Here is a 14883-nt window from a genome sequence, read left to right on the forward strand (position 1 = left end):
GAGATAAGTTTCGAAAGGATTTTCGCATGGCCACCGTCAAGGTCGACAAGAGCAATTTCCAGGCCGATGTGCTCAACGCCTCGCAGCCCGTCGTCGTGGATTTCTGGGCCGAATGGTGCGGCCCCTGCAAGATGATCGGTCCGTCGCTGGAAGAGATCGCCAATGAGCTCGGCGACAAGATCAAGATCGCCAAGCTGAACATCGACGAGAACCCCGAGCTGGCCGCGCAGTTCGGCGTGCGCTCGATCCCGACGCTGATGATCTTCAAGGGCGGCGAAGTCGCCGACATGAAGGTCGGCGCCGCCCCGAAGACCGCGCTGTCGCATTGGATCAATGGCAGTCTCGCCTGATCCTGTAGGAAATTTTAATATCTAAGCCCGGCCCTCGCGCCGGGCTTTTCTTTGGCGCCATCGCCCGACCGCCTCTGGCCCTCGCATGCGCGCACTCCATGTCGTCTGCTTGAGGCAGGACAGGGAGAGACAGAATGACCGGATCCGCCAAGGCCACCGTCTTCATCGACAATGAGCGCGTCATCGTCACCGAGTATCGGTTCCAGCCCGGCGACAACACCGGCTGGCATCGCCACGGCCACGACTATGTCGTGGTGCCGCTGATGGACGGCAAGGTGAAGCTGGTGACCAAGGAGGGCGAGAGTTTTGCCGAGATGAAGAAGGGTGCGCCCTATTTCCGAAAGGAGGGCGTCGAACACGACGTCGTCAGCGCCAATGACGGCGAATACGCCTTCATCGAGATCGAGCTAAGGTGATGGCTTGCCATCCTCTGCCATCTTGATGGCTCGTCCTAAATGGGGGATATATTTTCTCGAAGGTATTTTGAAATGGCCGAACCCCGGCTTTCCGTCCGCGCGCAAAAGCACGAGATCTTGCGCATCGTCTTGCTCATCGCGAAAACCGCTCGATAGCGGATATCGTCGAACGCGCGCTTGAATCCTATGAGATTCGGGAGGCGGGGCGAGAACCGCGTCCACCTTCTACTCCCGCCTGACGGCAAGCAGTGGCGCGGATATCGATCTGGAAGAAATCATCCGGAAAAGCCGCAAGGTCCATACAGGGCCGGAGCTTTGATCCTCGTCGACACCAACACAGCTCACCAGTCGGCGATGCGGTCGCCGCCGGCGAATTGCGCGCTTTTGGCGGTGTATTCGAACAGCTCGATCTTCACGCCGTTGGGATCTCGGATCCAGGCCTGAAAAGTGTCTTCGCAGGCATGCTTCTTGGCGGTAACATCGATGCTCTTCGATTTGATATGGGCGATCGCCGCGTCGAGATCTTCGACTTCCAGGCAGAAATGGTTGATCTGGTTCTGCTCGCTGTATGCAGTGCCGTCCTTCTGGAACACCTCGACATGGCTGCGGCCGCCGCAATTGAGGTAGAAGCCGAAGACCTTGTCGTCGCGCAGGAAATTGAACTGCGTGTCGAGGCCAAGCACGTCGCGGTAGAAGCTTCGCGTCGCCTATGCGCGAAGATGCAGACATGGGCGAGTTGCTTGACCTTGATCATGATGGGCTCCTCGCAGTGAAATGGCTTCAGGTTGGCGGCGTGCCGTTTTCGGCCAGCACCGCGCCGGCGAGATATAACGACCCGCCGATCAGGATGCGTGGCGCCGGCCCGTCCCAGGTGTCGCGCAGCAGCATCAGCGCACTGGCGACGGAACTGACCGGTTCGGCCGTGAGGCCGGCTTCGGTCGCCCGCACCGCCAGCTCGTCATTCGGCACGCCGGCATCGCTCATGCTCACCGGCACGGTGTAGACATGCCGTGCCAGGCCCTTGAAGGCGTGGAAGTAGCCGCTCTGGTCCTTGGTGTTGATCATGCCGGCAATCAAAAACAGCGGCCGCGGGTTCTTTTCCTCCTGCTCGGCCAAGGCTTCCGCCACCACCACGCCGGCGCCCGGATTGTGACCGCCATCGAGCCAGATGTCGGCGCCCTTGGGAGCGAGGTCCGCCAGCCGGCCCTGTGCCAATTTCTGCATGCGGCCCGGCCATGCGACTTTTGCCATCGCCTTTTCAGCGGCGCGATGGCTGATCTCGAAGCCGGCGGCCTTGACCGCGGCAATCGCCGCCGCCGCATTGGCGAACTGGTGGCGCCCGGGCAGGCGCGGCGGCGGCAGGTCCATCAGGCCGTCCTCGTCCTGATAGACCATGCGGCCGTTCTCCTCGAAGGCGAGAAAATCCTGGCCGTAGACGAAGGTCGGGCAATCCAGCCGCTCGGCGGTTTCGATCAGCACTTGCAGCGCCGTCTCGCTCTCCTGCGCGCCGATGACCACCGGGCAGCCGCGCTTCATGATGCCGGCCTTTTCGGCGGCGATCAGTTCGACCCGGTCGCCGAGATAGGCTTCGTGATCCATCGACACCGGCATGATCACCGACACCGCCGGCCGGGCAACGACATTGGTGGCGTCGAAGCGGCCGCCAAGGCCGACCTCGATGATGGCAGCGGCGGCCGGATGCTCGGAAAACAGCACGAAGGTGACAGCGGTGAGGATCTCGAAGACGGTGATCTTCTGGCCGGCATTGGCCCGGGCGACGCGGGCAATAGCCTCGGCGAAGGTCTCGTCGTCGACCAGCCGGCCGCCGCCCTCGGCCGCCAGTCGGTAGCGCTCGGCCCAGTTCACCAGATGCGGCGAAGTGTGGACATGGACAAGGTGGCCGCCGGCTTCGAGCAGCGCGCGCGAAAAGGCCGCGCACGAGCCCTTACCGTTGGTGCCGGCGATATGGATGACCGGCGGCAGCCGCTCCTGCGGATTGCCGAGGCGTTCGAGCAGCCTTGTGATGCGGTCGAGCGAAAGGTCGAAGCCTTTCGGATGCAGCGCCATCAGGGCTTCGATTTCACGATCTGCGGCAAGCGTTGTCATGAGCGAATCCTACGCATGCGCGCAGGTGCACGCAATCGCGGTTTGCGGCCAGAAATGTCGCGTCAGGCCTGCGGGCGGGCTTCCGTCGGGATGACCGACGGCGGCAGGATTTCCGGCTCCAGCGGCTTTTGCTCCTGCGGCAGTTTGAGCAGGATTTTCAACAGCCGTGAAATCGTCTCGCGCAGTTCCAGCCGCGACACCACCATGTCGACCATGCCGTGCTCCATCAGATATTCGGAGCGCTGGAAACCGTCCGGCAGTTTCTCCCGGATAGTCTGCTCGATGACGCGCGGGCCGGCGAAGCCGATCAGCGCGCCGGGCTCGGCGATATGCACGTCGCCCAGCATGGCGTAGGAGGCGGTGACGCCGCCGGTGGTCGGGTTGGTCAAGACGACGATGTATGGGAGGCCGGCTTCCTTCAGCCGATCGACGCCGATCGTGGTGCGCGGCAACTGCATCAGCGACAAGATGCCTTCCTGCATACGCGCGCCGCCGGAGGCGGCAAACAGGATCAGCGGCCGCTTGCGCTGCAAGGCGACCTCGAAACCGTGCACAATGGCGTCACCCGCGGCCATGCCGAGCGAGCCGCCCATGAAGGCGAAATCCTGCACCGTCACTACAACCGGCAGGCCCTCGACCGTGCCCAGCGCATTGATGATGGCGTCTTCCAGGCCGGTCTTGGCCTTGGCGTCCTTCAAGCGGTCGGTGTAGCGCTTCTCGTCGCGGAACTTGAGCGGGTCCTGCATGACCTTGGGGTTCTCAAGCTGCTCGTATTTGCCGTCGTCGAGGAAGAATTTCAGCCGTTCCTTGGCCGAAATCTTCATGTGATGGCCCGATGACGGGATGACGAACTGGTTGGATTCCAGGTCCTTGTGAAACACCATCTCGCCGGTCTCGGGATCCTTGATCCAGAGATTCTCGGGCATGTCGGTGCGCCGGCCGAGCATCGAATTGATCCTCGGGCGAACGTAATTGGTGATCCAGTTCATCGCTTCGGCTCCTGTCCTGACGAAGAGTTGGCTCGTGCATGTCGCCCAAAAGTGGAACCGGTTTTGGGATAACGACTTGCACAAGGCCTAAGTAGGGAAACTATTCGGCAGCAGCAAGGCGGGCCGAACGCACGCCCTGAGACAGTCCGCTGACCAGGGTGGCGACGGCCTCGGCCGGGTCGGCGGTCTTCTCGCCCTTCGGTCCCAACACATTGGCGACCGCGTTGACGATCGCGGTGCCGACGACGACGCCATCGGCATTGGCGCCGATAATGCGCGCCTGCTCGGCGGTCTTGACGCCGAAGCCGACGCAGACTGGCAAGTTGGTGTGGCCCTTGATGCGCTTGACCGCGGCGGCAACCTTGCCGGTGTCGGCCAAAGCCGAGCCGGTGATGCCGGTCATCGACACGTAATAGACGAAGCCCGACGTATTCTGCAGCACCTTGGGCAGGCGCTTGTCGTCGGTGGTCGGCGTTGCCAGGCGGATGAAGTTGATGCCGGCCTTCAGCGCCGGAATGCAGAGTTCTTCGTCCATCTCCGGTGGCAGGTCGACGACGATCAGCCCGTCAATGCCGCTGGCGATGGCGTCCTTGAGGAAGCGATCGACGCCGTAGATGTAGATCGGGTTGTAATAGCCCATCAGCACGATCGGCGTTTCATTGTCGGTGGCGCGGAAATCAGCCGCCGTCTGCAGCGTCTTGACCAGGGTCTGGCCACCTTTCAGCGCCCGCAGGCCAGCGGCCTGGATCGCCGGTCCATCGGCCATCGGATCGGAAAACGGCATGCCCATTTCAATGATGTCGGCGCCGGCCTTGGGCAGCGCCTTCATGATCGACAAAGCGGTGTCATAGTCGGGGTCGCCGCTCATGAAATAGGTGACGAGCGCCGGGCGGCCCTCGGCTTTCAGTTTTGCCATGCGGCGGTCGATGCGGGTCACCATGATCAGATCTCCATGCCCAGCATCGAGGCCACTGTGTGCACATCCTTGTCGCCGCGTCCCGACAGGTTGACGATGACGATCTGGTCCTTGTCCATATCAGGCACGATCTTCACCGCATGCGCGATGGCGTGGGCGGATTCCAGCGCCGGGATGATGCCTTCGACGCGCGTCGTCAGCTTGAAGGCTTCCAGCGCCTCGTCGTCGAGGATCGGCACATATTCGACGCGGCCGCTGTCGCGCAGCCAGGAATGTTCGGGGCCGACGCCGGGATAATCGAGGCCGGCCGAGATCGAATGGCCGTCCAGGATCTGGCCGTCGGCATTCTGCAGCAGATAGGTGCGGTTGCCATGCAGCACGCCGGGCGCGCCGGCGTTCATCGAGGCGCAATGCTCGATGCCGTCGAGGCCGCGGCCACCTGCTTCGATGCCGATGATGCGGACTTCCTTGTCGTCGAGGAAGGGATGGAACAGGCCGATGGCATTCGAACCGCCGCCGACGGCGGCGATGATGGTGTCGGGTAGCCGGCCTTCCTGCTCGAGGATCTGGGCGCGCGCCTCGGTGCCGATCACCGACTGGAAGTCGCGCACCAGCTCCGGATAGGGATGTGGGCCGGCGGCGGTGCCTATGAGGTAATAGGTGTCCTCGACATTGGTGACCCAGTCGCGCAACGCCTCGTTCATGGCGTCCTTCAGCGTGCCGTGACCGGCGGTCACCGGCCGCACTTCGGCGCCGAGCAGCTTCATGCGGAACACGTTGGGGCTTTGGCGGGCGACATCGGTGGCGCCCATATAGACGACGCAGGGAAAGCCGAAGCGCGCCGCGACCGTGGCCGCGGCAACGCCGTGCTGACCTGCGCCGGTCTCGGCGATGATGCGCTTCTTGCCCATGCGCTTGGCCAGCAGGATCTGGCCGAGGCAGTTGTTGATCTTGTGCGAACCGGTGTGGTTCAGGTCCTCGCGCTTGAAATAGACCTTGGCGCCGCCCCCGAGGCCCTTCGCCGAGGAAACCTCACGAAGATGTTTGGTCAGGCCTTCGGCGAAATACAGCTTTGACGGCCGCCCGGCATAGTGGGTCGAGAGGTTGGTCAACTCAGCCTTGAAGTCCGGATCGTCCTTGACCTCGTTCCAGTGCCGCTCGAGGTCGAGGATCAGCGGCATCAGCGTCTCGGCCACGAAGCGGCCCCCGAAGATGCCGAACATGCCCTGTTCGTCGGGTCCCGTGCGGAAGGAATTGGGTGTCGCCGGCTTGTTCATCGCCGATCTCCTGGTCTTGGTTCTGAGCATGTCTTATCGGAAAACCGGTTCCCACTTCTCCGGAACATGCTCGGGTTCGAAAGAAGTGCCTCAGGCAGCGCGGTCGTCGCGCGCGGCCCTGACGGCCCGGAAAAACTGCTCGATCAGCGCCGGATCCTTGACGCCCAGGCCGCTTTCCACCCCCGACGAAATGTCTATCGCGGGCGGATTGGCGGATCTCAGGGCGTCGCCGATATTGGCGGCGTTGAGCCCACCGGAAAGCATGTAATCGAGCCCGGCGTCAAGGCCGGCCAGGATGCGCCAGTCAAAGGCGACGCCATTGCCGCCCGGAAGTTGCGAGCCCTTTGGTGGCTTGGCATCGAACATGAAGCGATCGGCAACGCCGATGAACGGCTTTAGCCGCTCGAGATCGGCTACCTCACTGACGGAGAACACCTTCATGACAGGCAGGCCGTAGCGAGCTTTCACCTCGGCCACCCGCTCGGGCGTCTCCGTGCCGTGCAACTGCAGCATGTCGGGGCGCATCTTTGCGACGATCTCATCCAGGAACGCGTCATCGGCATCGACCGTCACGGCGACCGCCCTGGCCTTGCCGATTGCCGCCTCGCGCAGGCGGCCGGCTGCCGCAGGCTCGACATAGCGCGGGCTTTTAGCAAAGAAGATGAAGCCGACATGGCTGGCGCCGCCGGCCAGGGCCGCGGCCATTGCCTCATCGGTCTTCAATCCACAGATCTTGATATCGAGCGCCATGGCGCGGGGATTGGCACGAAACCGGCCAAGAGTCGAGAAAAAGCATGCTGTTTGCCGGCAACGCCAAAGGCGCTACCTATTGATGGGAGAAGCAAGGCGGAGCAGACGAATGGCCGACCAGAGCATAGCCGAACTCAGGCAGAAGATTGCGCAAGCCCGCGACGTCATCGCCCATCTGATGCAAAAGGCCGCCTTCGACGGGGCAGAAGCGCACCGGGTCCTGGATTATTTCGGCAGCGATGCGTTCGAGCAGAATTTCCTGCCATGGCCGCGCCATGGCGACGAAGGGCTGCGGCCTGAAGAGCTTAATGCGGCCAATGATGATTGAGCGCGGCGCCGGCGCAGGCTAATCGAACACGATCGCCTGCAATGCCCCACCATTCCGCTTCAGCCAGTCCTTGCAGCGGTCGGTATCGGGACAGAGCTGCTCGCACAATTTCCAGAATTTCGGGCCGTGGTTCATCTCCTTGAGATGCGCCACCTCATGCGCGACCAGGTAGTTTATCACCGGCGTCGGCGCCATCATGATGCGCCAGGAGAAGGACAGATTGCCATCGGAAGTGCAGGAACCCCAGCGGCTCGACGTGTCCTTGAAGCGGATCGCCTTGGCGCGCTTGCCGATGGCCTCGGTATGCTTGACCACCAGCTTCTCGATGTCCTTCTTGGCCTCACGCTTGAGGAAATCGGCGATGCGGCGCGGCAAATGTATCCGCTCGCCATGGACGATCAGCAGCGGACCGCGGTCGTCGCGCGACACGGTGACGGTGCCGCGTTTCGACGGTTCGTGGACGATGCGATGCGCGACGCCGCGTATCGGGATCTTGATGCCGGGGCGCACTTGCGGCCGTGTCGGCACCTTGGCCAGACGCTGCTCCAGCCAGTCCTGGTGGCGGTGAAGGAATTTCTCCACCTCGCCGCGGCGCAGGCCCGGCGGCACGGTGATGCGCAGCCCCTGGCCGCCCGAATCGATGCGCAGCGTCAGCCGCCGTGCGCGGGCGCTCTCGACGATCCTGAGCGGCAGTGTGCGGCCGGCAACGACGTGCTCTCGCTCTTCGACAGGCGAGGGTTTTGGTTTGGTCAGGTTGCGGAAAAAGCCGAAGGACATGGCTGAACGATACGCGATTCGAGGAAAACGACCAGAACAAAAAAGAAACGGCGCCGCTCGCGCGACGCCGTCCATCATGCCAAGGCCTGTCCTACAGCGCCGCGCGTCTCTGACGCGCAAAGGACGCTGTAGCACTCTAATTTGGCGCATGAACCTCTCCGAAAATCGGTTCCGATTTTCGGGGTCATGCGCGCAGCCTCAGTCGTCAAGCAGGTTCGGGCCCTTGCGCTTGGGGGTCGCGGGCTTGGCCGTTTCGGCCGAGCCTGTTTTCGCAGGCGCCGTCGACTTGTTGCGGTTGGCCATGAAGCGGTCGAACTCGTCCTGGTCCTTGGCGCGGCGCAATTCGCGGGCGTACTCGTCGAACTCGCTCAGCATCTCGTCGAGCTTGCGACGCTCTTCGGCGAGGCGTTCGAGTTCCTTCTCGCGCCAGTCGTCGAAAGCGACATTGCCGGTGCGGGCCGAACCGTGGCCCCAGCGCGCGGCCTTGTCGGAACCGCGGCGGCAGCCGGCGAAGATGCCGTCCGTGGCGCGGTTGACGTCGCGCTTGAAGCCGTCAAGCCGGTCGCCCCAGATGATGTAGGCGAGCATGGCGAAGCCAAGCGGCCAGAACACCATGAAGCCGATCACCATCAGCGCGATAGTCGCCGGCGTCCAGGCCGGGCGGATCAATGCGGATGTGTTCATTTTCTCCCATTCCTTCGGTTGGAGACAGCCAAGAGTGGCTGCGTGGATTCGAAATGGGATGAGAAAAACGGCGATTCAAGACAACGTCCGCCAAAACCGGACAAGGGCCTGAAATGATTATCGCTTTTTGAGCGCTTCGAGGGAAAGCACGACCAGGCCAGCGACCAGACCCCAGAAGGCGGCGCCAACGCCGAACAAGGTCAGCCCCGACGCGGTGACAACGAAGGTGACAGTAGCCGCCATGCGCTGGTCCTCGTCCTTGAGGGCGATCGACAGCGCGTTGGCGAGCGATCCCATCAGCGCCAGGCCGGCTACCAGAACGATCAGGCTCTGCGGCAGGACGGCGAAGATCGCCACCAGCGAGGCGCCGAAAACCGCGAAGATCAGATAGGCAAGTGCATAGAAGGGTCCGGTCTTCCAGCGCTCGGCCGGGTCGGGATGGACGTCCGGCCCGGTGCAGATCGCCGCAGAGATCGCGGCCAGATTGGTGGTCGAGCCGCCAAACGGCGCCGACAGCAGCGAGAACAGGCCGGTGACGCCGATCAGCGGGCCGGGTTCGGGGTGATAGCCGGCGGCGCGCAAGACGGCGAGACCCGACAGGTTCTGCGACGCCATGGTGACGAGGTAGAGCGGCAGCGCCAGGCCGATGACAGCTGCGGCGCTGAAATGCGGGGCAATCAGCGTCAGCGTCGACAGTTCCGGCGCCGGCAGTCCGCCGACGCGGCCTGTCAGGAATGCGGCGATGCCGCCGCCGATCAGCACCGCCAGCACCGACAGCGCCGGGTTGAACAGGCGAATGACGAAGAAGGCCGCGATCAGCGGCAGGATCAGCCAGGGATCGACCGGAATGGTCTTGACGGCATTGAGCGCGAAGGTGACGACGATGCCCGCCAGCATGCCGGACGCGACCGACGTCGGTATCCTTGATATCAGCTGGGTCAGCGGCTTGAACAGGCCGGTGGCGATCAACATCAAGCTGGTGACGATGAAGGCGCCGACCGCATCGGCCATGGTAAACCCGCTCGATGCCGCCATCAGCGCCAGGCCCGGTGTCGACCAGGCGGTGATGATGGGTATTTTCGTGCGCCAGGACAGCCACAAGCATTCGATCGCCATCGCCACGCACACTGCCGTCACCCAGCTCGCGGTTTCGGCTTGCGTGGCGCCAACCGCCTTGGCGGCGGCAATGACGACGGCCAGCGTGCCGCCGAAGCCGACGATTGCCGCGACAAAGGCGGATATCGGGACGGAAATGCGCATTCTCGCCTACCCCGCCCGCTGAACCATGTCGCCCACCGCCCTCAGCAGCATGTCGAGATCCTGCGGCCGCGACAGGCGGTGGTCGCCGTCGGGAATGAGCGACAAGGTGACGTCGTCGGCCGGCAGCAGCGAGACCAGCTTCAGCGCATGGCTTGCCGGCACGTCGGCGTCGGCCAGGCCCTGCAGGATGTGGACGGGGCAGTGGGTATCGATCGGCCCGGTCATGACCCGGTTCGCCCTGCCGTCCTCGATCAGCGCGCTTGTGTAGATGTAAGGCTCGTCGGAATAGTCCGAAGGTTCTTCGAAAAAGCCTTTCTCCCGGAGGTCGCGCCTCTGTTCCTCCGTCAGAGCCGGCTCGACCAGCTCGGCGGTGAAATCCGGCGCCGGCGCGAGCAGCACCAGGCCAACCACATTGCTGTCGCCCGCCTTGCGCAGTTCCTGCACCATGCGCAGCGCGATCCAGGCGCCCATCGACGAGCCGACCAGGATTTGCTTGCCCTCGGTGAAACGCCGGAAGACGGCGAGGCTCTCGCCAAGCCATTTCGAAATGGTGCCGTCGGCAAAGGCGCCGCCGGATTCGCCATGACCGGAATAATCGTGGCGCAGATATGCGCGGCCTTCCCTTGCCGCCCAATCCGACAACGTCTGCGCCTTCGTGCCCAGCATGTCGGATTTATAGCCGCCGAGCCAGACGATGCCGGGCGTTGCGCCCGAGGAATGGCGAACCGCGATATCAATGCCGTCGACATCCAGCAGGGTTGGGGTGGTCGCGGTCATGGCTGTGGATCAATCCTGGTTCTGGGGGCCTGATTGCGGGAGCCTGATTTTACTCGCCGGTCTTTTGACACAGGCACAGGCGAGGCGGAAAGTGCTCGCGACATCCTTTGTTTGGTGCAGGCCTGCGATCAGGGTGATTTTCTGTCAGCGCTGTGCTATTGACTCCGCCCGCGCGCTCACCACATTGGCGCGTCCCGAACATTTCTAGATTTGAACCCTGAACGAAACGGCCAAGGAGACCACGACCATTCGCAGACCTTTCAAAGCAGCGGCGCCCACCAAGGATGGCCCGCGCTCAAACCGTGATATCCGGGTTCCCCGGGTCCAGCTGATCGACGCCGATGGCCAGAACCGCGGCGATATTTCCATCAACGACGCATTGCTGCTCGCCGAAGAGGCAGGGCTCGATCTGGTCGAGATCTCGCCCAATGCGGTGCCGCCTGTCGTCAAAATTCTCGATCTCGGCAAATTGAAATACGCCAACCAGAAGAAGGCGGCCGAGGCGCGCAAGAACCAGAAGGTCATCGAGATCAAGGAGATCAAGATGCGCCCGAACATCGACAGCCATGACTACGAAACCAAGATGAAGGCCGTGCGGCGCTTCTTCGAGGAAGGTGACAAGGTCAAGCTGACGCTGCGCTTCCGCGGCCGCGAGATGGCGCATATGGAACTCGGCATGCAGCTCCTGAACAAGGTGCGCGAGGAGACGGCTACCATCGCCAAGGTCGAAGCCGAGCCGAAGCTGGAAGGCCGCCAGATGATGATGGTGCTGGCCCCGCGCTAGATCAGTTCGGGCGTTGCGCTCTAAATCCGCCTGAATCCTGTCTCATGGCGTCCCGGCGATCGGCGGGACGCCGATTCTCCTGTCCAGACGCCGCGATCGCCGGCAAAGCTTCTCGACGATCGGATTCCCGACATGGCCAATGAAATCAACCCTGCGCCCATCAAGGAGCTGGGCGGCTACCAGCACATGCGCCGGATGGTGCTTGCGGTGCTGGTGGTGGTGCTGTTTGCGGCACTGCTGTTCGGCCAGTCGACCTTCCCGCCCGATACCCCGGTGCATGAAACGATCGAGATGGTCGGCGTGCTGCTGATCTTCCTTGGCGTCGTCGGCCGCTTGTGGTCGACACTCTATATCGGGGGGCGCAAATCCTCCGAAGTGGTCACCGGCGGACCCTATTCGATCACCCGCAATCCTCTCTACGTGTTCTCGACCGTTGCCGCCGCCGGCGTCGGGGCGCAGATCGGCTCGTTCTCCGGCATCGTCCTGTTTGCGCTTTTGTGCGCCGGCGCCTTCCACATCGTCATCCTGCGCGAGGAACGGTATCTGAAGGAGGTTCTCGGCGCGCCCTACACAGCCTATCTGGCGCGGGTGCCGCGTTTCTTCCCCAAGCTGTCGCTCTACCAGGAAGGCGACACTGGCAGCTTCAAGCCGCGCCTCTTGCTGACCACCTTGCTCGACGGGCTGGTGTTTCTGGTGGCGTTGCCGGTGTTCNGGCAGCTTCAAGCCGCGCCTCTTGCTGACCACCTTGCTCGACGGGCTGGTGTTTCTGGTGGCGTTGCCGGTGTTCGAGACCATCGATGGCGCCCAGCAATCGGGCATTCTGCCGGTGCTGTTCAGGCTGCCCTGATCGCGGACAGAGCGTCGCAGCCGCTCGGGTGTTGCGCGCCAGCCCGCTTTGACGTATAGGACCGCCGTTCCAAGAAAACCGCCCGGCAGGGCATGCCGTGGCGGTTTCATTTGCTTTTCGGGCTTATGGTCCGCCCGAAGCGAACAAGAAGCGCGATTGTGCGCCACCAATACGGAGTAGCAAAATGCCCAAGATGAAGACCAAATCGGCCGCCAAGAAGCGGTTCAAGATCACAGGTACGGGTAAAGTCCTGTCGGCTGCGGCCGGCAAGCGTCACGGCATGATCAAGCGTTCCAACAAGTTCATTCGAAATGCCCGCGGCACGATGGTTCTGGCTGAACCGGATGGCAAGAAGGTCATCAAGAATTTTCTGCCGAACGGCCTCTGAGCATTCGGTTTCAGGAACAGCGTTTAAGGAGATCATGACATGGCACGCGTAAAAAGAGGCGTCACCTCGCACGCCAAGCACAAGAAGGTCCTGAAAGCCGCGAAAGGCTTCTACGGCCGCCGCAAGAACACCATTCGCATCGCCAAGCAGGCGGTCGAAAAGTCGATGCAGTACGCGTATCGCGACCGCAAGAACCGCAAGCGCTCGTTCCGCGCGCTGTGGATCCAGCGCATCAACGCCGCGACGCACGAGCATGGCCTGACCTATGGCCGCTTCATCGACGGCCTCAACAAGTCCGGTATCGAGATCGATCGCAAGATCCTGTCCGACATGGCCATCCATGAACCGCAGGCGTTCGCCGCACTCGTGGCCAAGGCCAAGGTCGCGCTCGAATATCTGAAGAACACCACCCCGAATGCTTTTGAAAGCGCTGTCGCCTAGAGCATGATGCCAAAAAGTTGCTGACTTTTTGGACAACATCATGCTCAGGGAAATTTAGCGAGGAGCGCGATCTTTCCGAAAAGTCTGCAACTTTTCGGGATCGGGCTCCGAGCCCAGCGCTTCCCAGCATTCGCAATTCTGATTGGGGAACCCGCGCTGGCACGGCTGGCGCGGGTTTTTCTTATGGCTGAACTTTCAACTTGAAAGTGACTTTCACCTCAAAGTTGACTCCCAACACAGCGAGTTTGACCGTGAACGACATAGCTACCGGCTTGGATACTCTCGAAAACTCCCTGATGGCCGACGTCGCGTCGGCCGCCGATGAGGCTGCTATCGAAGCCGTGCGCGTCGCGGCTCTCGGCAAAAAGGGGTCGATCTCGGAATTGCTGAAGACACTGGGCGCGATGAGCGCCGAGGAGCGCCAGGTCAAGGGCCCCGCGATCAACGGCCTGAAGAACCGCGTCACCGAAGCGCTGACGACACGCAAGGCCGAGCTGAAGGATGTGGCGGTCACGGCGCGCCTTGCCGCCGAGACGGTCGACGTGACGCTGCCGGTGCGGCAATCGCCGGCCGAGCGCGGCCGCATCCATCCGATCAGCCAAGTCATCGACGAGATCGCGGCGATCTTCGGCGATCTCGGCTTTGCCATCGCAGAAGGTCCCGATGTCGAGAGCGACTATTACAATTTCACCGCGCTGAATTTCCCCGAAGGGCATCCGGCGCGCGAGATGCACGATACCTTCTTTTTCCAGCCGGACGAAAAGGGCGAGCGCAAGCTGTTGCGCACGCACACCTCGCCGGTACAGATCCGCACCATGGAGAAGCAGAAGCCGCCGATCCGCATCGTCATTCCCGGCAAGACCTACCGGCAGGATTCCGACGCTACCCACTCGCCGATGTTCCATCAGGTCGAGGGGCTGGTGATCGACAAATCGGCCAATGTCGCCAACATGAAGTGGGTGCTGGAAGAATTCTGCAAGGCTTTCTTCGAGGTGCCGCAGGTCAAGATGCGCTTCCGGCCGTCCTTCTTCCCGTTCACCGAGCCCAGCCTCGAGGTCGACATCCAGTGCGACCGCTCGCGGCCCGGCGAAGTGCGATTCGGCGAAGGCTCCGACTGGATGGAGATCCTCGGCTGCGGCATGGTCCACCCCAATGTGCTGCGCGCCGGCGGGCTCGATCCCGACGAATATCAGGGCTTTGCCTGGGGCATGGGCATCGACCGCATCGCCATGCTGAAATACGGCATGCCGGACCTGCGCGCCTTCTTCGACGCCGATGTGCGCTGGCTGTCGCATTACGGTTTCAGGCCGCTCGACATGCCGACGCTGTTCGGAGGTCTTTCCGCATGACGGCGCCGCACGCCGGTGGCTGCCGCTGCGGCGCGGTACGGTTCGAGGCCTCGGTCGAACCGCACCATATCAGCTATTGCCATTGCGGCGATTGCCGGCGCGCCAGCGGTGCGCCGGTGTCGGCCTTTGTCGGCTTTCTGACCGAGCAGGTGGCTTTCACCGGCAAGGCACTGAAGATGTACGAGAACGGCCCGGTTACACGCTCGTTCTGCGGCATTTGCGGCTCGCCTATCGCCTATGTCGACGAGCGGCTGGAAGACCACATCTATTTCATGCTGGGCGCCATGGACATGCCGGCCTATTTCCGGCCGACGCACCATGCCTATGTGCGCGAGCAGCTGCCCTTCGTGCATATGCCCGACGACTTGCCGCGCCATTTGAAGACAAGCGTACCCAGACCCGATGGACAAGTTCCGGGCGGGTACAGACAAAACGGAACATAGT

At 62.7% G+C, this 14883-nt stretch carries 18 protein-coding genes and 2 pseudogenes; 10 read left to right on the forward strand and 10 right to left on the reverse strand.

The window, feature by feature from the left end; all coding sequences use genetic code 11:
- Nucleotides 1-26: 26 nt before the first annotated feature.
- From trxA to X733_RS1000000168655, 3 genes and pseudogenes are all read left to right on the forward strand, one after another.
- Nucleotides 27-350: a thioredoxin gene (gene trxA, locus X733_RS140010; RefSeq protein WP_023672297.1), complete on the forward strand. Its 324-nt coding sequence runs from the start codon at nt 27-29 to the stop codon at nt 348-350.
- Between the two features lie 134 nt (nt 351-484).
- On the forward strand, nt 485-766 hold the full coding sequence (locus X733_RS140005) for a cupin domain-containing protein (protein ID WP_023819897.1): 282 nt from the start codon (nt 485-487) through the stop codon (nt 764-766).
- Between the two features lie 72 nt (nt 767-838).
- Nucleotides 839-1085 (forward strand): annotated as a pseudogene (locus X733_RS1000000168655) (plasmid stabilization protein).
- Nucleotides 1086-1107: 22 nt separating this feature from the next.
- Here the strand turns inward: X733_RS1000000168655 and X733_RS01000000166630 are convergent.
- From X733_RS01000000166630 to X733_RS139980, 6 genes are all read right to left on the reverse strand, one after another.
- A complete protein-coding gene (locus X733_RS01000000166630) occupies nt 1108-1449 on the reverse strand; it encodes a VOC family protein (protein ID WP_245274514.1) in 342 nt (113 codons plus the stop codon).
- Nucleotides 1450-1546: 97 nt separating this feature from the next.
- Entirely contained in the window at nt 1547-2872 is a 1326-nt protein-coding gene (locus X733_RS140000) for a folylpolyglutamate synthase/dihydrofolate synthase family protein (protein ID WP_023819898.1), read from the reverse strand.
- A 62-nt stretch (nt 2873-2934) separates the two neighbouring features.
- Nucleotides 2935-3861 carry an acetyl-CoA carboxylase, carboxyltransferase subunit beta gene (gene accD, locus X733_RS139995; RefSeq protein WP_023687437.1) on the reverse strand — a complete coding sequence of 309 codons (927 nt, stop codon included), beginning with the start codon at nt 3859-3861 and terminating at the stop codon, nt 2935-2937.
- A gap of 100 nt (nt 3862-3961) precedes the next feature.
- Nucleotides 3962-4801: a tryptophan synthase subunit alpha gene (gene trpA, locus X733_RS139990; protein WP_023819899.1), complete on the reverse strand. Its 840-nt coding sequence runs from the start codon at nt 4799-4801 to the stop codon at nt 3962-3964.
- Nucleotides 4802-4803: 2 nt separating this feature from the next.
- A complete protein-coding gene (gene trpB, locus X733_RS139985; protein ID WP_023819900.1) occupies nt 4804-6054 on the reverse strand; it encodes a tryptophan synthase subunit beta in 1251 nt (416 codons plus the stop codon).
- 90 nt (nt 6055-6144) lie between these two features.
- Complete coding sequence (locus X733_RS139980; RefSeq protein WP_023819901.1) at nt 6145-6804, reverse strand: phosphoribosylanthranilate isomerase; 660 nt, start codon at nt 6802-6804, stop codon at nt 6145-6147.
- Nucleotides 6805-6913: 109 nt separating this feature from the next.
- Between X733_RS139980 and X733_RS139975 the strand changes: the two genes are divergently transcribed.
- Nucleotides 6914-7132 (forward strand): hypothetical protein, encoded by a 219-nt coding sequence (locus X733_RS139975; RefSeq protein ID WP_023672288.1) that lies wholly within the window; start codon nt 6914-6916, stop codon nt 7130-7132.
- A gap of 18 nt (nt 7133-7150) precedes the next feature.
- On the opposite strand, the gene X733_RS139970 is transcribed toward X733_RS139975, so the two are convergent.
- The 4 genes from X733_RS139970 to X733_RS139955 all read right to left on the reverse strand — a co-directional run bounded on the left by X733_RS139970 (nt 7151) and on the right by X733_RS139955 (nt 10630).
- The gene (locus tag X733_RS139970) at nt 7151-7909 is read right to left on the reverse strand and encodes a M48 family metallopeptidase (RefSeq protein WP_023710424.1); all 759 of its coding nucleotides are present in this window, start codon (nt 7907-7909) and stop codon (nt 7151-7153) included.
- 198 nt (nt 7910-8107) lie between these two features.
- Nucleotides 8108-8593: a DUF2852 domain-containing protein gene (locus X733_RS139965; protein ID WP_023672286.1), complete on the reverse strand. Its 486-nt coding sequence runs from the start codon at nt 8591-8593 to the stop codon at nt 8108-8110.
- Between the two features lie 117 nt (nt 8594-8710).
- Nucleotides 8711-9853: a benzoate/H(+) symporter BenE family transporter gene (locus X733_RS139960; RefSeq protein ID WP_023819902.1), complete on the reverse strand. Its 1143-nt coding sequence runs from the start codon at nt 9851-9853 to the stop codon at nt 8711-8713.
- Between the two features lie 6 nt (nt 9854-9859).
- Nucleotides 9860-10630, reverse strand: a complete 771-nt coding sequence (locus X733_RS139955) for an alpha/beta hydrolase (protein ID WP_023710422.1) — start codon at nt 10628-10630, stop codon at nt 9860-9862.
- 247 nt (nt 10631-10877) lie between these two features.
- Here X733_RS139955 and infC point away from each other — a divergent pair, with 247 nt between their 5' ends.
- The 6 genes and pseudogenes from infC to X733_RS139930 all read left to right on the forward strand — a co-directional run bounded on the left by infC (nt 10878) and on the right by X733_RS139930 (nt 14882).
- Nucleotides 10878-11414, forward strand: coding sequence for a translation initiation factor IF-3 (infC, locus tag X733_RS139950; RefSeq protein ID WP_023744911.1), 537 nt, complete (start codon nt 10878-10880; stop codon nt 11412-11414).
- 132 nt (nt 11415-11546) lie between these two features.
- A pseudogene (locus X733_RS0135660) lies at nt 11547-12261 on the forward strand (isoprenylcysteine carboxylmethyltransferase family protein).
- A gap of 184 nt (nt 12262-12445) precedes the next feature.
- Nucleotides 12446-12649: a 50S ribosomal protein L35 gene (rpmI, locus tag X733_RS139945; protein WP_006201248.1), complete on the forward strand. Its 204-nt coding sequence runs from the start codon at nt 12446-12448 to the stop codon at nt 12647-12649.
- Between the two features lie 39 nt (nt 12650-12688).
- On the forward strand, nt 12689-13090 hold the full coding sequence (gene rplT / locus X733_RS139940) for a 50S ribosomal protein L20 (RefSeq protein WP_023672281.1): 402 nt from the start codon (nt 12689-12691) through the stop codon (nt 13088-13090).
- A gap of 296 nt (nt 13091-13386) precedes the next feature.
- The gene (gene pheS / locus X733_RS139935) at nt 13387-14439 is read left to right on the forward strand and encodes a phenylalanine--tRNA ligase subunit alpha (protein WP_032891898.1); all 1053 of its coding nucleotides are present in this window, start codon (nt 13387-13389) and stop codon (nt 14437-14439) included.
- A complete protein-coding gene (locus X733_RS139930; protein WP_023819904.1) occupies nt 14436-14882 on the forward strand; it encodes a GFA family protein in 447 nt (148 codons plus the stop codon). The genes pheS and X733_RS139930 overlap by 4 nt, the downstream gene beginning before the upstream one ends.
- Nucleotide 14883 lies beyond the last annotated feature (1 nt).

Origin of the sequence: Mesorhizobium sp. L2C066B000, from assembly GCF_000502335.1 — a bacterium.
Classification (GTDB): domain Bacteria; phylum Pseudomonadota; class Alphaproteobacteria; order Rhizobiales; family Rhizobiaceae; genus Mesorhizobium.